This window comes from Devosia sp. CAU 1758 (assembly GCF_054482695.1).
This window is the reverse complement of sequence record NZ_JBTLRJ010000002.1, coordinates 38,520-61,863: the sequence shown is the minus strand read 5'-3', so window position 1 is coordinate 61,863 and position 23,344 is coordinate 38,520. Positions and strand designations below refer to the sequence as shown.

19 protein-coding genes are annotated in these 23,344 nt (G+C 63.2%); 2 read left to right on the top strand and 17 right to left on the bottom strand.

Annotation, left to right across the window (positions count from 1 at the left end; genetic code table 11):
* Positions 1-88: 88 nt before the first annotated feature.
* The 12 genes from ACXYMS_RS06350 to ACXYMS_RS06295 form a co-directional block, all read right to left on the bottom strand.
* Entirely contained in the window at positions 89-3,430 is a 3,342-nt protein-coding gene (locus ACXYMS_RS06350; protein ID WP_458904707.1) for an efflux RND transporter permease subunit, read from the bottom strand.
* A gap of 11 nt (positions 3,431-3,441) precedes the next feature.
* Entirely contained in the window at positions 3,442-4,704 is a 1,263-nt protein-coding gene (locus tag ACXYMS_RS06345; protein ID WP_458904706.1) for an efflux RND transporter periplasmic adaptor subunit, read from the bottom strand.
* A 17-nt stretch (positions 4,705-4,721) separates the two neighbouring features.
* Positions 4,722-5,270, bottom strand: coding sequence for a PadR family transcriptional regulator (locus ACXYMS_RS06340; protein ID WP_458904704.1), 549 nt, complete (start codon positions 5,268-5,270; stop codon positions 4,722-4,724).
* A 187-nt stretch (positions 5,271-5,457) separates the two neighbouring features.
* Positions 5,458-6,288 carry a 3'(2'),5'-bisphosphate nucleotidase CysQ gene (gene cysQ / locus ACXYMS_RS06335; protein ID WP_458904703.1) on the bottom strand — a complete coding sequence of 277 codons (831 nt, stop codon included), beginning with the start codon at positions 6,286-6,288 and terminating at the stop codon, positions 5,458-5,460.
* Complete coding sequence (gene nadC / locus ACXYMS_RS06330; RefSeq protein WP_458904701.1) at positions 6,285-7,154, bottom strand: carboxylating nicotinate-nucleotide diphosphorylase; 870 nt, start codon at positions 7,152-7,154, stop codon at positions 6,285-6,287. Before nadC ends, cysQ begins: the two co-directional genes overlap by 4 nt.
* 95 nt (positions 7,155-7,249) lie before the next feature.
* The gene (locus tag ACXYMS_RS06325; RefSeq protein WP_458904699.1) at positions 7,250-8,035 is read right to left on the bottom strand and encodes an SDR family oxidoreductase; all 786 of its coding nucleotides are present in this window, start codon (positions 8,033-8,035) and stop codon (positions 7,250-7,252) included.
* Between the two features lie 86 nt (positions 8,036-8,121).
* On the bottom strand, positions 8,122-9,387 hold the full coding sequence (locus tag ACXYMS_RS06320; protein ID WP_458904698.1) for an AGE family epimerase/isomerase: 1,266 nt from the start codon (positions 9,385-9,387) through the stop codon (positions 8,122-8,124).
* A 154-nt stretch (positions 9,388-9,541) separates the two neighbouring features.
* On the bottom strand, positions 9,542-10,489 hold the full coding sequence (locus ACXYMS_RS06315) for a class 1 fructose-bisphosphatase (RefSeq protein ID WP_458904696.1): 948 nt from the start codon (positions 10,487-10,489) through the stop codon (positions 9,542-9,544).
* Between the two features lie 163 nt (positions 10,490-10,652).
* Entirely contained in the window at positions 10,653-15,326 is a 4,674-nt protein-coding gene (locus ACXYMS_RS06310; protein WP_458904694.1) for an NAD-glutamate dehydrogenase, read from the bottom strand.
* Positions 15,327-15,765: 439 nt separating this feature from the next.
* Positions 15,766-16,044 (bottom strand): DUF6894 family protein, encoded by a 279-nt coding sequence (locus ACXYMS_RS06305; RefSeq protein ID WP_458904693.1) that lies wholly within the window; start codon positions 16,042-16,044, stop codon positions 15,766-15,768.
* 85 nt (positions 16,045-16,129) lie between these two features.
* Entirely contained in the window at positions 16,130-16,681 is a 552-nt protein-coding gene (locus tag ACXYMS_RS06300; RefSeq protein ID WP_458904692.1) for a flavin reductase family protein, read from the bottom strand.
* 171 nt (positions 16,682-16,852) lie between these two features.
* Positions 16,853-17,455 (bottom strand): superoxide dismutase, encoded by a 603-nt coding sequence (locus ACXYMS_RS06295; RefSeq protein ID WP_458904690.1) that lies wholly within the window; start codon positions 17,453-17,455, stop codon positions 16,853-16,855.
* A gap of 87 nt (positions 17,456-17,542) precedes the next feature.
* On the opposite strand from ACXYMS_RS06295, the gene ACXYMS_RS06290 reads away from it, so the two are divergent.
* Both ACXYMS_RS06290 and ACXYMS_RS06285 read left to right on the top strand, forming a co-directional pair.
* Positions 17,543-18,217, top strand: coding sequence for a helix-turn-helix transcriptional regulator (locus ACXYMS_RS06290; protein WP_458904688.1), 675 nt, complete (start codon positions 17,543-17,545; stop codon positions 18,215-18,217).
* On the top strand, positions 18,204-18,695 hold the full coding sequence (locus ACXYMS_RS06285; protein WP_458904687.1) for a group III truncated hemoglobin: 492 nt from the start codon (positions 18,204-18,206) through the stop codon (positions 18,693-18,695). Before ACXYMS_RS06290 ends, ACXYMS_RS06285 begins: the two co-directional genes overlap by 14 nt.
* 20 nt (positions 18,696-18,715) lie before the next feature.
* On the opposite strand, the gene ACXYMS_RS06280 is transcribed toward ACXYMS_RS06285, so the two are convergent.
* From ACXYMS_RS06280 to ACXYMS_RS06260, 5 genes are all read right to left on the bottom strand, one after another.
* Complete coding sequence (locus ACXYMS_RS06280; protein ID WP_458904685.1) at positions 18,716-19,519, bottom strand: alpha/beta fold hydrolase; 804 nt, start codon at positions 19,517-19,519, stop codon at positions 18,716-18,718.
* 66 nt (positions 19,520-19,585) lie between these two features.
* Complete coding sequence (locus ACXYMS_RS06275) at positions 19,586-20,530, bottom strand: hypothetical protein (protein WP_458904683.1); 945 nt, start codon at positions 20,528-20,530, stop codon at positions 19,586-19,588.
* The gene (locus ACXYMS_RS06270; RefSeq protein WP_458904681.1) at positions 20,527-21,447 is read right to left on the bottom strand and encodes an ABC transporter ATP-binding protein; all 921 of its coding nucleotides are present in this window, start codon (positions 21,445-21,447) and stop codon (positions 20,527-20,529) included. Before ACXYMS_RS06270 ends, ACXYMS_RS06275 begins: the two co-directional genes overlap by 4 nt.
* A complete protein-coding gene (locus ACXYMS_RS06265; RefSeq protein ID WP_458904679.1) occupies positions 21,444-22,481 on the bottom strand; it encodes an ABC transporter ATP-binding protein in 1,038 nt (345 codons plus the stop codon). The genes ACXYMS_RS06270 and ACXYMS_RS06265 overlap by 4 nt, the downstream gene beginning before the upstream one ends.
* A gap of 3 nt (positions 22,482-22,484) precedes the next feature.
* Complete coding sequence (locus ACXYMS_RS06260; protein WP_458904677.1) at positions 22,485-23,342, bottom strand: ABC transporter permease; 858 nt, start codon at positions 23,340-23,342, stop codon at positions 22,485-22,487.
* Positions 23,343-23,344: the final 2 nt, after the last annotated feature.

Below are 23,344 nucleotides of genomic sequence, written 5' to 3'. Positions count from 1 at the left end.
GCGGGCCTGCGAGCGTCTCGTGAAACGCGCCGGTGGCGCGGTTCGAGTGAGAAGGGCCATGAGACCTGTGATCGAATGGCAGGGTCGTTTACTCCGCCGCGTCCCTGCGGCTGACCACGGTCACGCCATTGGCTTCCTTTTCCTTCAGCCCGGCATCCTTGGAGACGATGAACCGCTTGGAACTGTCCGCGTCGTCCGGAACTTCCACAGCCATGCCGTCAAAGCCTGCGGGGGCCGCGACGGCTTGGCCACTACGGAACGGGCTGGTAATCCAGCCGCCCAGGGCTGCGAACAGCCCGCCGAGCCACTTGATCTGGCTCCACATCACGGTGGGCGCGGTGATCATCACCGGCACCATGATCAGCGTCAGCATAGTTGAGAAGAACAGGCCTGAGACCAGCGCGGCTGAGAGGTGGATGAACCACGAGCCGGCGATACCGCCCACCACGACTTCGCGTCGGATGAAGTCGAACTCCACATTCGCCCACATCGGGATCACGCCCAGCGCCGTCAGGAACGCGGTCAACAGCACCGGCCGTACGCGCTGGCTCACGGTCAACAGCATTGCCTTCACGGCTTCCACGTTCTGGTGGCGGTGATAGTCATTATAGGTGTCGATCAACACGATGCCGTTCTTCACCACGATGCCAGCCAGCGCCACGATGCCGAGGCCTGTCATGATGGCCGAAAACGTCATTCCGGTAATCAACATGCCCAGCAGCACGCCAGCCACCGACATCACCACCGTCGTCAGCGTCACCATCACCTGGTAGAAACTGTTATATTCGAGCAGCAGGATGAAGAAGATCAGCGCCATCGCCATCATCAGTGCCTGGCCGATAAAGGCGTTGGCGTCACCCATCTGCTCCTCGGCGCCGCCGAACTCGACATTCACCCGGTCGGGGAAATCCTGCTCGGCGATCCAGCCCTGTAATTCTTCCACCTTGTCGGCGGCATAGACGCCTTCGGGCAGATTGGTCAGCCCCGCAGCAATAGCCATAGTGTAGACTTGGTTGCGGCGCTGGATACTGGCAACCTTGGGCACGGCCGTCCGCTCGATGAAATTGCTGACCGGGATCAGGCCCTGAGCCGTGGCAATGCGCATGGAGTCGAACGCATCGAATGTGCGTTCGTCTTCGGGCAGGCGCACCCTGATGTCGAGTTCGTCGCCCGTCACATCGTCGCGGTAGGTCCCCAGCTTCACACCCGAGGTGACAAGCTGCACATAAGGGGCCAGTTCGCGCACGCCAATGCCGTACTTGCCGGCCTCGGCCCGATCGATGGTGATCTGCCAGTCGATGCCGGGTGAGGGACGGCCGTCTTCGGCGTCGACGACTTCGGGCCAGGTTGCAAGGTGATCGCGGATGGCGCTCACCACGGGCACTAGGTCGTCGTAATTGGTGCTCTCCACCCGCATGTTGATATCCTTGCCAGCGGGCGGGCCGTTCTCGGCCGCCAGCAGCTGAATATCGAGACCGGCAAAGCCTGCCACGCGCTCGCGGATTTCCGCAAAGATTTCCGACGCCGGAACACGATGGTTCCAGTTGGTCAGCTGCAACTGGAAATTGCCGATCGTGTCCGGCGGCGTGCTCGAGAAGGCGCCGGTCGAGCCGAACTGCATGATCACGTCCTGGATGCCGCGGACCTGGATCAGTTCGTCCTCGATTTCCATGAGCATGTCACGGACTTCCTCAGGCGAATAATTGCCCTTGCCCACCACGGCCACGGTAGCGAATTCAGGTTCGGACGCCGGAAAGGCTTCAGATCCGGTCGGGTTCATGGCGTAGGTCGCAAAGATGGCGACGATGATACCAAAGCCCACGGCCAGTGTCGGCAGCGGCCAGCGCAGCAGTTTTTCCATCAACCGCACATAAAGACCAGTCAGTCCGCCCACCTTCTTGGAGTCGAACTTGTCCGGATACATCACGATATCGGCCTTGGCCTTGGCCTTCTCGTCGACATGGGTCGAGGCGATGATCGAGCCGATCACCGGCATGAAGATCAGCGCCGAGATGAACGAGGCCACCATGACAATGATCACGATCATCGGCAGGTAGCTCATGAACTTGCCGATAATGCCGGGCCAGAACAGCAGCGGAATGAAGGCGCCCAGCGTGGTTGCCGTCGCGCCCACCACCGGCACAAACATCTTGCGCATGGCCATGATGAAGGCTTCCCGCTTGGGAATGCCCTCCTGCAGCTTTCGCTCGGCATATTCGACAACCACCACGGGGTCGTCGACCAGCACGCCCACGGCGATCACGAGGCCAAACATCACCATCATGTTGATGGTCATGCCGAGGCCTTGCGCCACCAGGAACGCCATCATGAATGAGAGCGGGATCGACATGCCGATCATGATGGCGGGGCGAACGCCCAGCGTTGCCACGCAGGTGATCAGCACCAACGCCACGGCCGTCAGCACCGCCGCCTCGAGAGAGCGGAACAGGGCAGTGGTCGTTTCGGCTTGGTCAAGGAAGAACGAGTAGGTGACACCGGCCGGCCAGTCCTTGGCGGCTTCCGCGGTCGCTGCGCGCACCTTGTCGGAAACGTCGATGATATTGGTGCCCAGCTTCTTGGATACGCCAATGATCAGGGCAGGGGAGCCGTTCACCTGGGTATACTCGGTCGCGTCGGCGAGCGTGCGTGTGATCGTTGCCACATCGCCAAAGGTCACGATGGTGTCGCCATCGGTCTTGAGCGGCAGACTGAATACATCCTCGGCCGTGGTGATGAGGCCGGGCACTTCGACATTGAACGAACCCTGCCCGGTGTTGAGCGTGCCACCGGCGACAACCATATTGTTACGCGACAGAGCGTCGAACAACTGGCTGGCCGTCAGCCCATAGGCTTCGAGGCGCAAAAGGTCGATGCGGATTTCAAGCTGTTCCTTGCGGGCGCCGGAAAGAGTGGCTTCGCGCACCTCGGCAATGCCCTCGATGGCCTCCTGCAGGATTTCGGCGCGGCGAACCAGTTCCTTTTCCGGCGCCGAGCCATAGACGGCGACCGAGATGATCGGCATGCCAACCAGGTCGATTTCGCTGACGGTTGGGTCGCTGGCGTCATCGGGCAGCTTGGCCTTGACCGCGTCGATGCGCGCGCGGGTGTCTGCCAGCGCCTGGTCCTTGTCGGTATTGATGTCGAATTCGAGAAACACCGAGGCGTGGCCGGTGGTCGCGGTCGAGCTGATATTGGCAAGGCCCGGCAGGTTTGCCAGTTCTTCCTCGGCCGGCTTGGCCAGCAGGTTTTCCGCATCGCGCGGCGAAACGCCTGTCTGGCTGATCGACACATAGAGATAGGGCACGTCGATGGCCGGGAAACTTTCCTTGGGCATCGATGTGTAGGCGGCCGCGCCGGCGGCAAGCACGATAACCATGATCGTCAGGACCACGCGCGGCATCCTGAGGACTTTTTCGATAAAATCGAGCATCGCTGGCGTCCTTAGCTGGCGGAGGTTTCGGCTTCAGTCACCGGGCTGGCCTCCACGGCCTGTCCCGCACTCACATTTTCCTGGCCGATGGTGATCACGTCCGAGACCACGGGCAGGCCGCTCACCCACACGCCTTCGCGCGTGTCGCTGATGATGGTGACGGGATAGAAAGCGACGACGCCGTCCTCCACCGTGCGAACACCCAGCACGCCATCATCGTCCAGCGTCAGGACGGACTGCGGCAGCAGATGGCCCGGAGCCGTGCCTATGGTTACGATCGCCTCTGCGGTCACGCCGTCACGAATGGCGAAATCGTCATTGGGGATCTCGATTTCGGCCTGGAAGGCGCGCGTCGCATTGTCGGCGACCGACGACACATAGGTTACCTTGCCCTCAACGCTGTGCCCGGTGACGGTCTCGATCGTGGCTTCCAAGCCCGTGCGCGCCAGCCCGATATGGGCCTCGGGCACCATTCCGGTGAACACCATGGGGTTGAGCTGCACGATGGTTGCGCAGGGCGATCCGGCGTTGAGCATGGCGCCTGCCGTTGCCACTGGATCCTGCACCAGACCCGCAACCTTGGCAACGATTTCGGTACGGTCCAGTTCGGCCTTGGCATTGTCGAGCCCCGCAGCCGCCTGGCTGACGCCGGCCCGGGCCTGGGCCAATGCAACCTCGACCGCATTGGCGGTGTTGGCTGCAGCCAGTCCACGCTGGCGCAGGTCGGCATTGGTATCATAGTTGAGCTGCGCCTGGGCGAGGGCGGCTTCGGCCTGCGCCACGCCAGCCTCGGCCTGCGCCACCGCAGCTGCGCGGGTGCCCTGGTCAAGCGTGCACAGGGCATCACCAACCTCCACGCGCTGTCCCTTGCTCACATGCATCACGTCGACCGCACCGGAAGTTTCGGCTACGGCAGTTACCGTCGCCTTGGCCTGGGTTCGGCCGCGCAACGGAACCTCGATAGGCATGGCTTCGGCAATAAAGCGCTGGATGCGCACGTTTTGCAGCGGTGCATTGGCGCCCGTGGTCTCTTCACTACGCTGGGCGATGGTCAGGGTCGGATCGTATTCAGGCTCATGGTGCTCGGCAAGCACGCCGGCTTCGCCTAATGCAGTGGCGAGTGGACCATGGTCCTCGCCCTCGATCACCGAGATGATCGGCGTTTCGCCATTACCCGGGCCCTGTCCGCCCTGAACAAGAGTTCCGGTTGCAAGCCAACCAGCTGCCAGCAGCAGCATCACAAGGGCCAGGCCATAGGAGAACAGTGCACGCATGAAGAAAATCTTGCCCCTTACTCAGCCGCGTCTTTACGCGACTCGGCTCGCGCCATTGTGATCAGTTCGTGCATATGGGTGCGGAAATGCTTCTCTGCAACCTCCAATACTGCACGTCCATAGTTGATGACCCACAAATCAGCCGGACTGCAGTTATGTTCGGCCGGTGCCTGGTCAAGTTGCTGGCGGCCTTCAATAGACCGCCGCAGGAATTCATTGCACCGGTCTTCCACCAGTTCGCGCGGCAGGATGTGCGCGAACCGGGCAAACAGCAGGAAGGGGCTGCGGAACATATCTTCGCCCAGCGGTTCGCCGAGCTGGTCGGCAAAGGCGGCGCGGCCGGAATCTGTGATGGTATAGACCTTGCGGGCCGGCTTGCCGTCCTGCTGCTCGCTGCGGCTGGTGACCAGGCCATCATCCTCGAGCTTGGCCAGCGCGGGGTATATGGAGCCGTAGCTGGCCTCGACGAAATAGGCAAAATTGCCTTCCGTGCACATGCGCCGGATATCGTAACCGCTGGCTTCCCCATCGTAGAGAATGGAGAGGCACAATGTCCTGACGTTCATGATCGCGACCCCGAGCTCATATTCCGGTCCAATATATGCTCGGCGTATATATGTCTCGCCTGCCTGCTGCAAGCTTAACGAGGGCAGGATGCGCGCAGATCAGTTAAGCGCTGATTGCATATCCAGTATCAAACAGATGTCGAAACAACCGCTTCCACTCTTGCCATGAAGGAAGCGCGACCAAACGTCACTCTGCGAGCAGGCGGCGCATTTCGGAGGCGCCGGCCTCGGCCATCGCCAGGCTGGCTGCGGCTACGAAATAGGGATTGAGGAATTTCAGGTCCCTCTTCCCATAGCGCATCGGCGCTCCATCCAGGGTGACAACCGCGCCGCCCGCTGCTTCAAGCACGGCCTGCCCGGCGGCGGTATCCCATTCGCAGGTCGGGGTAAAGCGGGGGTAAAGCTGCGCATCGCCCCGCGCCAGGAGGCAGAACTTCAGCGATGAGCCGACCGACACATCGCTTTCCACGTCCAGCGTCCGGCACAGCTTCTCCAGCGCCGCGTGGCCATGGCTGCGGCTGGCAACGATGCGCGGGCGCGGCAACAGGCCGACGCTGATCGCCCGCTTGTCGACCACGGCGCCCCCGGCCACCTTGCCGGCCCATGCGCCGGTCACATCGCCAACGAAAATCTCGCCACTGGCCGGTGCCAAAACCACACCCATCACTGGGCGCCCATGCTCCACCAGCGCGATATTGACCGTGAACTCGCCATTGCGCTTGATGAACTCCTTGGTACCGTCGAGCGGGTCGACCACGAAATAGCGCTCGCCCAGAACCGGGATGATTCCCGCCGCAACGCTTTCCTCGCCCAGAACCGGCAGTCCTGTACGCCGCAGATGCTCGATGATCACCGCCTCGGCCGCTTCATCGGCCTCGGTCACCGGCGAACCATCGTTCTTGGTCACCACATGGATCGGACGGTCATAGACGGCGCAGATCACCTCGGCCGCCGCAATGGCGGCCTCAACGGCCAGACCGGTCAGCGACAGGGCAGGGGCTTCGGTTTGAAGGCTCATTTCGTCCCGCCAATCGTCACGTCGAGACCCAGGTCGAGCGGCGTCGCACCCATGGTGATCTGGCTGGTGGAAATATAGTCGACGCCAGTCTCGGCAATGGCGCGCACCCGATCGAGCTTGACGCCTCCCGATGCCTCCAGCCGCGCCCGTCCGGCAGTGATGGCCACGGCCTGCCGCAGTGTCTCATTGTCCATATTGTCGAGCAGCACGATCCGCGCCCCGGCCTTCAGGGCCTCTTCCAGTTCGCTGAGCGAAGCGACCTCGATTTCGATGGCCACCAGATGCCCCGCAAAGGCTTCCGCTGCCTGGTATGCCGCCGTGACGCTGCCGGCGACAGCAATGTGATTGTCCTTGATCAGGATAGCGTCATCGAGCGCATAGCGGTGATTAGCGCCGCCCCCGCAGCGCACCGCGAACTTCTCGAAGGCCCGCAGCCCTGGCGTAGTCTTGCGGGTGTCGCAGATGCGCGCCCCGGTCCCGGCGATGGCGTCTGCATAGATGCGGGTCAGCGAGGCAATGCCGCTCAGGTGATTGAGAAAATTGAGCGCCACCCGTTCGCCCGACATTACCAGGCGCGCCGGGCCGGAGACCTCGGCGACGATGCCGCCCGCCGACACCTGGTCGCCATCGGCCAGTCGTGGCTGAAAGCTGACCCCGTCTCCCACCAGCCGGAAGGCCGCCGCAGCGAGGTCCAGCCCGGCGATCACCCCCGGCTCGCGGGCCGAAAGCGTGGCTGTGGCCCATGCGTCTGGCTTCAAGGTCGCCTGGCTGGTCAGGTCGCCGGCAAGGCCCAGATCCTCTTCCAGCGCTGCAGCGACGGCGCGCTCAACCAGCAGACGCGGCAATTGGGCGGGCAGGGCGGTCATTGTGGTTCACCGAAATCTTTGATCCGGCTGTGCTTTACGACGCAGGCCCGGCCCTGACAACAGCCCGCAGGGGTATGGATTTGTGCGCAAGCTGGCTAGCGCAGCAAACTCTGCCCTCCATCGATCCACACCGGGCTCCCGGTGACATGCCGTGCCGCGTCTGAAACCAGGAACGCAATGACGTCGGCAACGTCGGCGGCCTTGCCTTTGGCGCCACCGGTCAGGGGAATGTCACCCTCGGGAAAATGCACGGGAATGCCCGATTTTTCTCTGTTCCTGTGCTCCGTACTGTCCTTGATCGAGCTCTCGATGGCGCCCGGGCACACGGCGTTGATGCGGATCTTGCGCCGCCCCAGTTCCAGCGCCAATTGCTGCACCATCGCCAATTGGCCCGCCTTGGTTGCCGAATAGGCGCTGGCCCCCGGCGTGGTGAAAGTGCGCGTGCCGTTGATGGAAGAGACCACCACAATGGCGCCACCGCCTGCGGCTTCCAGCGCCGGAACGGCATGATGGATGGTGAGATAGGTGCCGCGCAGATTAACCGCGATAGTCTTGTCCCACTCCTCCGGCATCAGGTCTTCAATCGGCGCCCAGACGCCGTTGATCCCGGCATTCGCCACCACGATGTCGAGCCGCCCGTAATGGCCCAGCGTCTCGGCCACCAGCGCCTTCATGGCCGCGTCATCGGTCACGTCGGCCGTGATGGCCTTGGCCTTGCCGCCCGCCTGCTCGATTTCGGAGGCCGTCGCCTCTACTTCCGCTCGTGTCCGGCTCATGACCACCACCGCCGCGCCCTCGCGCGCCAGCTTCAAGGCAGTTGCCTTGCCGATCCCCGACCCCGCGCCCGTTACCAGTGCGACCTTGCCGTCCAGAAATGCCATTGCTCATTCTCCGTGTTCTGGAACCGCAACGCGGGAGACACGCATTGGTTGAACTGCTGCCTGCGTGCCGGCGACATTACAAAAGCTTAGAGCCGTTTGGGGTGGTCTGCCTCGATAATTCCCTGCGTCAGGCTGCCGGTCGCCGGATAGAGCGGAATGAGGCACGCCTGGAGCGCGTGATAGAGGTCCGGTTTGCCCACAAACAGGCGCGACGTCGGCACCAGTTGCTCGGTCAGTTCGCTATGCCAGCCGCCACGCACATGGTCGATGACGTGGTTCTCGGCAAAATCCCAGAGCCTGCGGTACCAAAGTTGGAAAAAGTCGTCATGGTCATGGGCGCCGATATAGGCGGCCGCGCCGATCGCCTCTGCCACCGGCCACCACAGCTTTTCGCGCATGATCGGCCGGTTGTTCCAGTCCAGCGTATAGAAGAACCCGCCATGCTGTTTGTCCCAGCCCAGTTCGATGGCCTGGCGGAACAGGCCCCTGGCGCTCTCGGTCATCCAGCTGTGCTCCTTGCGGCACAGCACGAACAGCTGGAACAAGAGACGCGACCATTCCAGCGCATGGCCGGGCGTGGTGCCCGAAGGGCGGAACATCTCGGACCCCACATAGTCCTTGTCGAGGCGCCAGTCCTCGTGGAAGTGCTCGGCCACGCGATAGTCGAGCCTAGCCGCATTGCGATTGATGATCAGGTCGGCAATGCGCGTCGCCTTCTTGAGATAGTCCGTTTTCCCCGTCGCCTCATAGGCGGCCATCAGCGCCTCGGTCAGGTGCATGTTGGAGTTCTGGCCGCGATAGGTGCTGATCTGCCGCCAATCATTGGCGAATTCCTCGCGCACGGCGCCAGCCTTGTCGTCCCAGAAGCGGCGCTCGATCACCTCGGTGGCGTCCGCAATCACCTGGTCGGCCATCGGGTGCCCCACCAGTTTGGCGCTCGAGCCGGCCAGCAGCACAAAGGCATGGCCATAGGCCTGCTTGCTGTCATCGACATAGCCATTGTCATCGAGCGACCAGACATAGCCCCCATGGCGCTGGTCCCGGTGCTTTTCCCACAAATAGCGCATGCCATGATCCACGATCTCGTCCGAGCCGGGCCGCCCGATGAGGCTGCCGATCGTGGCACAGTGGATCATGCGGGCCGTGACGTGAATCTGGCGCAGGCCGTTTTCCGGCGACATCGCCTGCCCCTCATCGGAAAGCTCGAAGAACCCGCCCTTGGGATTGATGGACGCCGCCTCGAAGAAGTCGAACAGCCGGCTCGCCTGCATCATAAGATATTGGCGGTGGAACGGTCGGCTCTGCCAGGCGCCCCTATTGGTGGCAGGCAGGGCGGTTGCGTCGTGGCTCATGCTGGCTCCCTTCCGGTGAAAACCACTCACCGGCTCATCTCGCCTGGGTTCTATCCAAACGATAGCAACGTTGCAAACCCTGTCGATGACATCGGTGTTGCCGCCATCGCGGTGCGGCTCCTCCCTCTCTCAGGGGAAGGTTGATTGGGGAGCTTCACACCCGCCCGTACCAATCCTCTACCCTTTTCACCTCATCCGCCGACCCCAGGATCACCGGCACCCGCTGATGGATACCGGTCGGCTCGACCTCCAGCATTCCCTGCCGCCCCGTCGTCGAACGCCCGCCGGCGCCCTCCACCAGCCAGGCCATTGGATTGGCTTCATAGAGTAGCCGCAACCGTCCGCCTTTGCTCATCGTCTCGCTGTCGAGCGGATAAAGGAAGATGCCGCCACGCATCAGGATGCGATGGATGTCGGCCACCATCGATCCCACCCAGCGCATATTATAGCGCTTGCCCGCAGGCCCGCTCTCCCCGGCCACGCTCTCCTTCACATAGCCGCTCGTTGCCGCATCCCAGAAGCGTTCGCGCGCCGTGTTGATGGCGAATTCCCCTGAGGCCTCCGGCACACTCGCCGCCGCCATGGTCTGCTGCCAGTGCCGGTCATTGTCGAGCGTGAAGACGCTGGTTTCCCTCGCGATCCGCACCACCAGGCTCGTTGCCGGGCCGTAGGCGACATAGCCGGCCGCCACCTGCGCGCGGCCCTTCTGCAACAGCCCGCCAGCGCTGGGCAGAACCGAAAAAATCGTGCCCACAGTGACGTTTACGTCCAGATTTGAAGATCCGTCCAAAGGGTCGGTCGCCAGAATGAACCGGCCCTGACTCGAGATATCAACAGCTTCATCCAGCTCTTCGGATATCAGAATCGAAATGGCCGGGTTTTGCCGCAAGTGATTCAAAACAATGTCGTTCGAGATCACGTCGAGCGCCTTCTGCGCCTCGCCCTGCACGTTTTCCGACCCGGCCAGCCCGATCTGTCCGGTAATGGGCGCCGCGCGCAGCACGGCCGCCAGTTCCGCCCCGGCATCGGCCATGGAAGCGATGACGCTGGCAAGCTCTGTGTCATTTGTCTGGGTCGTCAGCCACTGGGCAAGATCGATCATCGGCAGGTCTCCATTGCTGGCATCCAAAAGCCCCAGCCGCATCAGCCATACAAGTCCGACTTTCGGGTAGACCCAGCGGCCATCGGCAGTCACCCTCGCCGCTTGTGGGAGAGGGCGGATCGCCCAAGGCCGAGACGGGTGAGGGGCGTTCACAGTCCAGACGTTACCCTTCCCGCGCCAGGTCTGCCAGCAGGCCTGCCGCCACGCTCAGCCGCGACACCGTGATATTGCCTTCCGTCAGTTCCCCGATCGCTGCGACGCTGCGCGCCGTGGCAACCGAGCGCTGCGCAACGAAATCGTCTACGCCCCCCACCGACAGCACATCGGCGGTCAGATCGCGCAACGCCCGCATCAAATTGGCGAGCGCCCGGTCGAGCGCCATGCGGTCGAACCGGTCGCCCAGGACGATGGCGCGCCCTTCCTCGATGATGCGGAACAGGTCGAACAGCCCCGCGACGCCGAAAAACGCCTTTGCGGCACCCAGCGTTTCGACCCTGCAGCGTTCCGCCACCAGCACGATATCGCTGGCATGGCTGAGAAAGGGCAACTCACCAATCCGCCGCGCCAGCCCTTCGGGGACGCCATGGGCGATCAGCCCGCTGATCCGCACCTCCAGCGCCCGCCGCTGATCCTCGGGCAGAAGACCCTCGGCAGCCGCCAATTGCCTGACGCCCTCGCTATGCCGAGCGACCAGCCCGGCGAGGCCTTCGGTCACCGATCCATTGCGCAGAAACCACAGGGCTTCCTGGCGCAGCAGCGCCTCCACCTGAGCATAGAGCGCCAGTTGCACGGCCCCCGGCACCTGCCCGTCCAGCGCGTCGATTTCGGCATTGAGCCCGCTTAGTCCATAGGCGTCACGCACTGCGGCAAAGGCCAGCGCGACTTCGCCGGCGCTGGCACTGGTCGCCGCGGTCAACTCGGAAACGAAGGCTGGGCCGCCGCGATTGATCATCGCATTGGCCAGAACCGTGGCGATCACCTCGCGCCGCAGCCGGTGGCTCTCAACCGCTTCGGGATAGCTCCGATGCAGCGTTTCCGGGAAATAGCGGAACAATTCCCCCGCCAGATAGGGATCGTCGATGGCTGTCCCACCCAGCAGATCATCGAATAGCGTCAGCTTGGCATAGGCCAGGATCACCGCCAGCTCCGGTCGCGCCAGCCCCTTGCCTTCGGCAGCGCGGGCGTCGAGTACCGCATCGCTGGGCAGGAATTCCACCTTGCGGTTGAGCAGCCCCCGCGCTTCCAGCCCTTCGATCAGCACGCGATGATCCGGCAGTTCTGCCAGCCCCGCGCGCTCGGCCAGCGAGATGGCCAGGGTCTGCAGGTAGTTGTTTCTCAGGCACAGCGCCGCCACTTCCTCGGTCATGGTGACAAGGAAAGCGTTGCGCTGCTCAAGGCCCAATTGTCCCGAAGCCACCACCGGCGCCAGCGCGATCTTGATATTGACCTCAAGGTCCGACGAATTGACGCCGGCCGAATTGTCGATGGCATCACTATTGATGCGTCCGCCCTTGAGTGCGTAGGCCACGCGCCCGCGCTGCGTCACGCCCAGATTTGCGCCTTCGCCGACTACCTTGGCGCGCACCTCCGCCGCATTGACGCGGATCGCGTCATTGGCGCGGTCACCAACGGACGCATCGTCCTCCTCGGCCGCCTTGATATAGGTGCCGATGCCGCCGAACCACAGCAGGTCCACCGGCGCCATGAGGATCGCCTTCATCACCTCGGCCGGCGCCGCCGCGTCCTTGTCGATCCCCAGCAGCCTGCGCATCTCGGCGCTGAGCGGAATGGACTTGAGCGATCGCGAAAACACACCGCCGCCCTGCGAGATCAGGCCCTTCTCATAGTCCTGCCAACTGGAGCGAGGCAACTTGAATAGCCGCTCCCGCGCGGCATGGCTGGCTCCGGGATCCGGATAGGGATCGATGAAGATGTCGCGGTGGTCGAAAGCCGCCACGAGCCGGGTTTGGGGCGAGAGCAGCATGCCATTTCCGAACACGTCGCCGCTCATGTCGCCCACGCCGGCCACTGTGAAGGGCTCTTCCTGGATATCGCGGTCCATCTCGCGGAAATGCCGCTTCACCGCCTCCCAGCCGCCCCGCGCGGTAATGCCCATCTTCTTGTGGTCATAGCCTGCCGACCCGCCCGAGGCGAAGGCGTCGCCCAGCCAGTAGCCGCGCCCCGTGGCGATGGAGTTAGCTAGGTCCGAGAAGCTCGCCGTGCCCTTGTCCGCCGCCACCACCAGATAGGGGTCGTCGCCATCCCGCCGCACTGTCTCTTCCGGCGGGATCACTTCGCCCGCCATCAGATTGTCGGTCACGTCCAGCAGCGCTCCGATGAACACCTTGTAGCTGGCTTTGCCCTCGGCCATGTAGGCGTCACGCGCCATTCCCGCAGTCAGCCGCTTGGGCACGAAACCGCCCTTGGCGCCCACCGGCACGATTACCGCATTCTTGACCTGCTGCGCCTTGACCAGCCCCAGCACTTCGGTGCGGAAATCCTCCGGCCGGTCCGACCAGCGGATGCCGCCACGGGCAATGGGGCCAAAGCGCAGGTGTACGCCTTCGACACGCGGCGAATAGACCGAGATTTCCCGATAGGGTCGGGGTGCCACCATGCCCTCGATCCGGCTGCTGTCGAACTTGATCGCCAGCGCTGGGCGTTGTGCCCCCTTGGGGTCCTGCTGCCAGGCATTGGTGCGCAGCGAGGCCTCGATAAGGTTCTGGAACCGGCGCACAATGGTGTCCTCGTCCAGCGAAGATATCTGGTCGAGCTGGCCGGCAATAGCGGCCCGCGCCGCATCCGCCACGCCTTCGCGGTCGTCCACCGACGGGTCGTGCAGGGCGGCAAACAGGTCAATCAGTCCCCGTGCCGCAGCGCTCTGCGTCACCATCACCTGCGCGATATAGCGCTGCGAGTATGATGTCCCCACCTGCCGGAGATAACGCGACAGCGCCCGCAGCAGCGCCGCATCGCGCCAGCCCAGGCCTGCCAGTGTGACCAGCGAGTTGAGCTGGTCGCTCTCGGCCTCCCCGGCCCACACGGCCAGCAGCCCGGCCTCGATATCGGGCGCGCGCTCCAATGCGTCCAGGCTAGTGTCCTCACCCAGTTCCACCACCATGTCGTGGAGATAGCGCTCCACCCCATCGCGCGGCACGATGGTATAGGTCCGCTCGTCAATGACGCGAAAGCCGAAATGCTCCAGCATGGGCACCCGATCCGACAGAGGAATGGCCGTGCCTTCGTGATAGAATTTGAGGCCCAGCGCGCCATCGGCGCCGCTGCGAGGGGCGAGGCGAATGGCGATGCCATCATCGCCCAGGGTCCGAAACACCCCAATATCGCGCAGCGCCGCCTCGGCATCGTTGCGGCTCTGGTAGGCGCCTGAAAACGCCTGTTTCCAGTCATTGACCGCCCCTGGCTCCGCCGCCGCCGCCATCAGCATGTCGGAGAAGTCGTGGGTGAGGGCCTCGACGCCGGTTTCCAGCGCCCGACGGTCCGGCTGCGGCGTTGCTCCGCCATTGCGCCCGATGATGACGTGCAGGCGCACCAATTCACCCTCGGGAAAATGCGGATAATAGGCCGAGACGCGCCCGTCGAAAATGTCGGCGAGATAGCGGGTGATCCTGGCGCGCACCGCCCCGTCATAGCGGTCGCGCGGCACATAGACGAGGATGGAGACGAAATTGTCGAACCGGTCGGTTCGCGGCAGCACTCGCACACGTGGCCGGTCGTAAAGTCCCGCAATAGCCTCGGCGAATTCGGCCAGTTGCGCGGTGTCGATCTGGAACAGCTCGTCGCGTGGATGCGCGTCGAGCGCCCCCAGCAGCGTCCGCCCGGCATGGCCCAGCGGGTCGACGCCGGAATGTCGCATCACTTCCGCGATCTTGCGGCGGATGATCGGCACTTCGGTATGGGGCGTTGCCTGGGCCTGGGCCGTAAAGAGCCCCACTACCCGCAACTCGCCACAGGCCTGCCCGTCCGTCCCGAACAGCTTGATCCCCACATAATCCATATGCGCCCGCCGATGCACGCGCGACCGCACATTGGCCTTGGTCACCAGCAATGGCTCGGGCCCGTTGATGAAGGCTACCAGTTCCGGTGTGCTTTCGACAAAATGCGGCCCGCTGCGCAGCACGCGAAGGGCGTCGTCGCGCAATATGCCCAGGCCCGTGTCCGCGCGCGGCACCAGCCCTTCTCCCTCCAGCCGATATTCGCGCAGGCCCAGAAACGTAAAATTATGCTCGGTCAGCCATTCGATGAACCGCTCCGCCTCGTCCCTTTGCGCAGGTTTGAGTACCTCGAGTCCCGCCGCGGCGCGCCGCACCCGTTCGAGCATGGGCTGCCAGTCGGCCACGGCATTGGCCACATCGCGCAGAGTCGCCTCCAGTTCGGCCACCAGTGCCTCGGGGTCGGCCACCGGGTCGCTCTGGATATGCAACATGCTGACCGCCGTGCCTCCTTCGGCTACCACCCGGCCATTGGCAACATGCAGTACCGGATGGGCAAACAACCGTATGGCTCCCCCCAACGATCGCAGTGCCGCCAGCGCGCTGTCTACGATGAAGGGCATGTCGGGGCTGATGATGTCGAGGATCAGCGGCCCACCTGCTTCCCTGGGCGGCGTCGCGAGCACGCGCGTCGCGTCCACGCGGCCTGTGATCACGCGCTCATGGCTGGTAACCAGCGCCTCGATCAGCCCGGCGGGTTCGTGTGTGGCCAGGTCATCTGCGTCTATGGCTTTTATCGCACTGGTCAGCAGCAGCAGCAGGCTTGCATCCTTGCTTGCCCTGGTTCGCGCCTGTTCCAGATAATGCGCCGCAACTGCAGTGGTCATGCCGTGCTCCCGTGACTCGCAGACAATACCTTAGGCGCAGCAGATGACACTGTCTGCACCGCTCGGGCGGCAGAATGTTGAGCGCGGGAAAATCCGGACGGGCAGCGCTCGGCGCTCGTCGAAGTCCAGCCGGAGCAGCTTATTTCATGGGAACGTCACAATCAGGCAAAGCGTTTCCTGCCACGCCATCGCCGCAATAGTTTACGGCTTGTTAAACCCTACTAACGTGGTAGTCTATCGTCAGGTTCAAACGCAGGTGCATCCATGCCCAAGCTATCGCAGTACGCATCCTACACGGCGCTCGCCGCCGCGCTCTTCGTCGGCTTTGCCGTGACGGTGCTCGCAGGCATGCAGTTCTGATCTTCAAGTGCGTTGAGTTTCGAGGTTTCCATGGCGGCCGAAAGGCCGCCATTTTTGTGCCCACCTCCAGGCGGCCTTTTCAATGCACGGTAGCGGGCTCGATGGGCGTAGCCGGTCCGTCCCCGACCTTGGGCCCGGCCCAGAACACCACATAGAGCAGGTCCTGGCCCTTGGCGTCGGTGATCTCGATGGAGCGCGGCGCATCGATCTCGCCGCCTTCGCCAGCTACCTTCTCGATGATTGCACGACCCATTTCGGCCGCTGATTGCTCCGCAGCCTCCAGGCTCTCGTGCTCGCTACCCCGGTCGTCTCGGATCAGGGCTTCTTCGGTGCGGTAGTGAAAATAATAGCGTGGCAAGGATCAGTCCCCGTTATCCGGGTTGAACGTGGAATGGCGGCAAATCGTTGCCGGCCTGCCTGCCAGTCTGGCACCACGCCGTGCGTCAGTCGACCCCGCCCAGCTCACGATAGCCATGCCGGTGCCACATCAGCGGGCTGCGTCCGTCATCGGTTTCCGCCTCGATGATAGCACCGGCAAACAGCACATGGGTGCCGGTTTCCATGGCGCCGATCACCTCGCAATCGAGCACCGTGACGGCGTCGCGCAATTTCGGATGCCCGGAAGGCCAGGCGTCCCAATGGCCCAGCGTGAAGCGTTCTTCCGGCGGCACCTGTCCCGCAAAGGCGTCCGCGACCGCCTTCTGGTCATTTGACAGCATGGCCAGCGAAAAGCCGCCGGTCTTGGCGACAAGGTCAGCCAGGCGGCTGACAATGTCGATCGATACGAGGATGGTCGGTGGCTGTGCCGATAGCGACAGCACCGAGGTGGCCGTCCGGCCCACACGCTCGTCGCCACGCCGCGCCGTCACCACATGCACGGCCGAAGCCAGCCCCGACATGGCCGCACGAAATTCCGCGTCGCTGACACTGGGCCGGCGCAGCGGCCGCAGGGCCATGGTATCGGGAAGCTCGAAATCGGGCATAAAGGAAGTCATTATCGCTTGTTTCTTGGTGGAGCAAACGCGTGGACAACATTTGATGGCAACCACTGCGCCGGCTCCTCCCCCTTGACGGGAGAGGTTGGGAGGGAATGCGCCACGCGCTCACACGCTCCAATATAGTATCTGTCGCTTCTGACCTCTGGCCATCTGCAAGATAGACTTGGCTCATCCCAGATTGGCTTCTGCAAACTCATAATTCGCCAGCTTGTCGAGGAAGTTGCTCACATAGTCCGGGCGGCGATTGCGGAAATCGACATAGTAGGAATGCTCCCACACATCCAGCCCCAACAGCACCTTGCCCTCGCCAGTGGCCAGCGGATTTGACCCGTTCGGGGTCTTGGTGGTCTTGAGCTTGCCGTCATTGCCCAGCACCAGCCATGCCCAACCGGAGCCGAACTGGGTGGTGGCGGCGGTCTTGAAGCTGTCCTTGAATGCATCCACCGAACCAAAGTCTTCCACGATCTTGGCTTCCAGCTTGCCCGGCAACGCACCACCATTGGGGCTCAGCGCCTGCCAGAAATGCAGGTGGTTCCAGTGCTGGCCGGCATTATTGAACACAGGAGCAAGATCCGGCCTGTCCTTGGCAAAGGCCACGATTTCCTCGAGAGACTTGCCGGCGAGGTCAGGGTTCTTCTCGACGAAACCGTTCAGCGCTGTCACGTAGGCCTGGTGGTGCTTGCCATGGTGCAGTTCCAGCGTTTCCTGGCTCATGCCGCGTTCGGCAAGGGCGGCGGGGGCGTAGGGCAGGGTGGGGAGCGAGAAGGTCATGTCGAAGGTCCTTTCAGCACCGGCTTGCAAGTTGAGCGAAGCCGGGTTAATTTCCAAGCAATGGCTTTGAAAACCCTTTCCGCAGATATGTCAAGCTCAGGCTTGGAAAACACCAGCTGGTCGCCGCGCAGTCCCGGCGACCGCATTCTCATGGCGCTGAAGATGCAGGGTTCGCTCTCCGCTGCCGCTCTGGGGAATAAGCTGGGAACCACCAGCGAGGCGGCCCGCCAGCAGCTTTTGCGGCTGGCCGAGGAGGGCCTGGTGGAGGCCCGCAGCGCCTCGGCCGGCGTCGGTCGCCCGACCCAGCTCTGGAGCCTCACCCCGGCGGCCCAAGCCCGTTTCCCCGATACCCACGCCGCTCTGACCGTGCAATTGCTCGACATTGTCCGCAACCAGCTGGGCGAGGGGGCGCTCGATGCCATCATCGCCGTGCGCGAGGTCGAGACCCGCGCGGCCTATGAGGCCGCACTTGCACCCGCGCCGGACTTGAAATCCCGTGTCGCGGCCCTTGCCGATCTGCGCAGCCAGGAGGGCTATATGGCGGCCTGGAGCGAGCAACCCGACGGCTCCCTGCTGCTGGTCGAAAATCACTGTCCCATTTGCGCCGCTGCCGCCGCCTGCCAGGGTTTTTGCCGCGCCGAACTGGAGGTCTTTCGCACGGTGCTCGGTCCCGAAGTCGCTATCGAGCGGCAGGACCATATCGTGGCGGGCGGCCGCCGCTGCTCCTATTCCATCAAGGCCATAGCCGTTGTCCCTGCCTGATCGCCCGCCCGTCGGCACCCGGCTCCACCGCATCGGTTGGGAGACGCCCGAGGGCCTCGACGAAGCCATGATCCGCGCCGTGGTCGATGAGTTCTACGCCCGCGCACGGCGCGACGATGTCATCGGCCCGGTCTTCAATCGGGTCATTCCCGAGGCCGCCTGGCCATCCCATCTCGACAAGATCACCGATTTCTGGAGTTCCATGCTCCTCGGCTCCGGCCGCTACACCGGCCGCCCCATGCCCAGGCACATGGCCATCCCGGAACTCTCCGACGCCCATTTCATGCGCTGGCTGCGCCTCTTCCGCGAAACAGTGACAGAAATCTGCCCGCCCGACATTGCCGCGCTCTTCATCGAGCGCTCCGAACGCATCGGCAATTCCTTCCGCATGAACATCTCAATGCGCCGCGGCGACGACATCACCCGGATGGCCCCGCTCAAACGCGAAGCCGACCCGACCTGGAAACCGGAGACATAAGCCGGCGGTCGAAAGGGCTCTCAGCCCGATAAGCTTCGCAGGAAATCCAGTACTGCCGCATTGAAGACCTCCGGCCGCTGCACGGGCGCAAAATGGCTGACACCTGGCAACTCCAGCAGTCGGGCGCCGGGGATGGTCTCGGCGATAAAGCGAGCATGGTCGGGGCGAATAAATTCGTCTTTCGCGGCCCATGCAACCGTCACCGGCACGCTGACCGTCCTGAGATCGCTCCCCTTATAATTCGGCTGGCTTCCCTGCATGACTTGCAGCGCCGCGCTCATTGCCTCGAAGCCATCCGGTGCCGGGGAGAGGACGGCATAGTCCTTTTGGTGTCGCGTGAGGCAATTGCCGATCACGTCGGTCATTTCAAATGGCCACACGCCGGTGCCATCGACATTGCAGGCAAAGAAGAACACGCCGGATACACGCTCGGGATTTGATGTTGCGAGCGCCAACCCGGTGCAGGCGCCGTCGCTCCAACCCACGATCGCCGCCCTCTCGACGCCGAGATGGTCGAGCACAGCCAGCACGTCGCCGGCAAATTGCGCGTAGGACATTGCCGTGCCGTCCCAGCCGCTGCGACCCTGGCCACGGCTGTCCACTGCGATCACCCGATACCCGGCCTCAACCAGAGCCGGGACCTGATGCCCGAAATTGCCGGCATTTCCCATCCCGCCATGAGCCATGACCACTGCTGGACCGGCACCATAATCGCCATACCAGAGGCCGACACCGTCGCGGTAGATATAACCGCCGCCTGCGGGCAGGGCAGGCGGGCCAGCTTCCGCAAAGGCCGTCAGGTCATCGTCGGTAAAAGTGGTCATCGTGCATACTCCGGGCTTTGCCTTCATGACGAACGGGCCGCCCCGATTTCGACAGCGTCGGCGCTTTCAGCCCAGCAACCCGGCTCCGGCCTTCACATCCCGATCCAGCATCAGCACCCCATTCACCACACTCAGCCGCCCCTGGTGGATGGCCGTCCGTCGCGCCTTGAAATCGGGTGGCCCTTCGGCCTGGCTGCGCTCGTCCCATTCGGGATGGGTGAAATAGAAGATCGCCGCATAATCCTTGAATGCCACCACATCGGCGTGCCGGACCAGGCGGTGGTCCATGTCGTGACTACCCGGCGCATTCCCGATGATCCCCTGGCGGGTCCATAGCCGCGCATTGTCCGAGCGATAGACGCCCTGGCCGCGCCATTCGTCCACGATCAACCAGAAATACCCGCCCAGCTCGAACACATTGGGCCCCTCATGCGGATCGCCATAGGGCGATCCCGCTAGCACGCGTCCCTCGATCTGCCAGTCGAAGAGATTGCTGCTTGCCGCGCTCCAGGTGCTCGATCCGGCGCTTTCATCCTTGTACCACAGACGCCAAAGCCCATCCGGGCAGTGATAAATGCAGGCGTCGATCACCCGCTTGCTCGACAATTGCAGCGGCCCGACCCGCTTCCAGTGGATGAGGTCCTCGCTGGTGAAATGGGTAATGGTCCGGGGGATGCCGCGCCAGTCATCCGGCACGCCGGTGATGTAGCTCAGGTACATGTGATATTGCCCCTCGGCAAAGATCACCTCCGGGGCCCAATGCGTATTGAGCCCTTCGTCCCCGGGCGCATCCAGCCCCTCGATCGTGCCGCGATAGTGCCAGCTGGCGCCGCCATCCACGCTCATCGCCAGCCCGATGGCCGATCCATGAATCCAGGTGAATCGGGGGCCCTCGGCCCCGGCCCGGCGACTGGTGTAAAACATCCACCACTCGTCAGTGCCCTCGCGGCGCACCACCACCGGGTCCGCCGCGCCATCTTCAATAGGATCACGAAATATGGGTGCGCTCATGCCCCTTCATAGACCCGCACGCTGCGTCCGTCAGCCCTTTCCACCAGTCGGCCAGATTGGCCCATGCTGTCATTGGCGGCCTCGACCATGCCCGGGTCGGTGATGAGCTTGCCCGCCCCCGCATCGTCGGTCGACAGCACCGAGGCCTTGAGCAGTCGTGAATAGGGATGTTCGGGACTGTCGAGCACGGTGCGCGCATCGCCCATTTCCACGATCCGCCCGCGCTGCATGATGATCAGCCGGTTGGAGATGTAATAGGCCGTCGCCAGATCATGGGTGATATAGATCACGCTGACCCCGAGATCGTCGCGCAGGCTCTTGAGCAGGTTGACGATGCTCATCCGCAGGCTCGCATCCACCATCGACACCGGCTCGTCGGCGATCAGCAGCGGCGGATTGGGGATCAGCGCCCGCGCAATGGCGCAGCGCTGCAATTGCCCGCCGCTCATTTCATGCGGAAACCGCCCCCGCACTTCCGCCAGGCTCAGCCCCACCTTCTGCAGCGCCTCGTCCATCGCCTTGTCGATAACCGCCTTCTCGCCCGTGCCCAGGAACCGCCGCGCCGTACTTTCGAGATAGCGCTCGATCTGCTTGAGCGGATTAAAGGCCTCGAACGGGTTCTGGAACACCGGCTGCACCCGGCTCATGAATTCCAGCCGCTTGGCACGTCCAGCGTGCCGGTCCACCTTTTCGCCGCGGAACATGATTTCCCCGCTGGTGGGGTCCTCGAGCCCGAGGATCATGCGGGCTAGCGTCGTTTTTCCCGAACCGCTCTCCCCGATAATGGTGAAGATTTCCGGCTTTTCCGCGCTCAGCGAAAAATTGGCGTCCATGACCGCATCCACAATCTTGCGGCCGAACAGGCCGCCCATGGTGAAGCGCTTGGACACGTCGCGAATGTCGAGCAGGGTCGTCATGCCATCACTCCCGCCGGTGCTGCCACATTGACCAGCGGCTTGACGTCCTGCCAGCGCCAGCACGCGGTGCGATGATCGGGACCAACCAGTTCCATTGGCGGCACCTCTTTCCGGCATTTGTCCACCGCCAGCGGACAGCGCGGGTGGAACCGGCATCCCTGCGGCGGGTCTGCCAGATTGGGCGGACGACCATCCAGGGCAGGGCGCTGTTGTGTATCCCCAATGCGCGGCAGGCTCGCCACCAGATGCGCCGTATAGGGATGCTTGGGCGCAAAGAACATCTGCCGCGTCGGCCCTTCCTCGACCAGCCGCCCGGCATAGATGATACCCACCCGGTCGGCGACATTGGCATGCACGCTCATGTCATGGGTCACGAACACCACCGAGGCGCCCATTTCCTTCTGGATGTCGCGGATCAGGTTCAGCACTTCCTTCTGCACCACCACGTCCAGCGCCGTCGTCGGCTCGTCGGCAATGATGAATTCGGGGTGGCAGACCGTCGCCAGCCCGATGGTCACGCGCTGCCGCATGCCCCCTGAAAGCTCGTGCGGATAGGCGCGCAGCACATCCGCTGGCAGCTTCAGCCGCGCCAGGTGATTGACCACGCGTTCCTCGAACGCAGCCCCCGTCAGTCCCAGCGGGCGCTGCGCAAAGTCCTGGAAGGTCCGCCCGATCCGCCGCACCGGGTTGAGCACGCTCATCGAGCCCTGCATGATGTAGCTCAGGTGCTTCCAGCGTACCGATTCAATCTGCTCCGGCGTGGCATGGGCCACATCGATGGGCCCGTTCTTGAAATTGTATTTTACCGTACCTTCCACCACCCGCAGCGGTGGGCGGATGGCGGCGGCCAGCACCTTGATGAAGCTGGTCTTGCCCGAGGAGCTTTCCCCGGCAATGCCATAGACCTCGTTCTTGCGCATGGTCACGGTGATGTCGTCGACGGCCCGAACCTCCCGGCTGACGCCGAAATAGTTCATCTGGTAATAGGCCTTGAGCCCCTCGACCTCGAGAATGATTTCGTTTTCTTCGGCCATGGTTCAGGCTCCCATGCGGCGCAACCGGCTGCGCGGGTCTATATATTCGTTCATCGAGATGGCCAGCAGGAACAGGCCGATAAATGTCATCACCATCAGGATCACCGGAATGGTGATCCACCACCACACACCCACCACCATGGCAGAATGCGAATTGGCCCAGTAGAGCGCGGTGCCGATGGTGGGATTGTTGATATTGGTGAACCCCAGCACCGCCAGCGTCACCTCCAGCCCGATCGACCACAGCATGTTGTTCATGAAGGTCGAGAATACGATCGGCATCACATAGGGCAGGTGCTCTTCGAGCAGGATCTTGCGCGTGCTCATCCCGGCAAAAACGGCATGGCGGGTGAATTCGCGATGCTTCAGCCCCAGTGCCACTGAACGGATTAGCCGCGCGTCAAACGGCCAGCCGAAACAGGCCATGATCAGCGCCAGCGTCAGGCTGTCCATGTTGTTGCGCAGCACGAAATAGAACAGCACCAGCACCGGGAAGATCGGAATTGCCACGAAGATGTCGTTGATGAACATCAGCACCCGGTCGACCCAGCCGCCGAGATACCCCGCCGTCAGCCCCACCGCGATGGAAATCACCCGGCTCAGCACCGCCACGGTCAGCCCGAAGGCTAGGCTGTTCCGGAACGCGGCGGACAACTGCCAGAACATGTCCTGGCCGCGCGAATTGGTGCCGAACCAGTATTGCGCCGAAGGCGGCTGGTCCGGGATGGTCATGTAGATCAGGCTCGGGTCCACCGGCGAGAAGAAGCTCAGGCAGGCAAACACCACCACCGTCCCGACCAGGATCAGCCCGATGGCGAATTCGATATTGTAGCGGATGAGATCGCGGAAAACGGCAAACATGG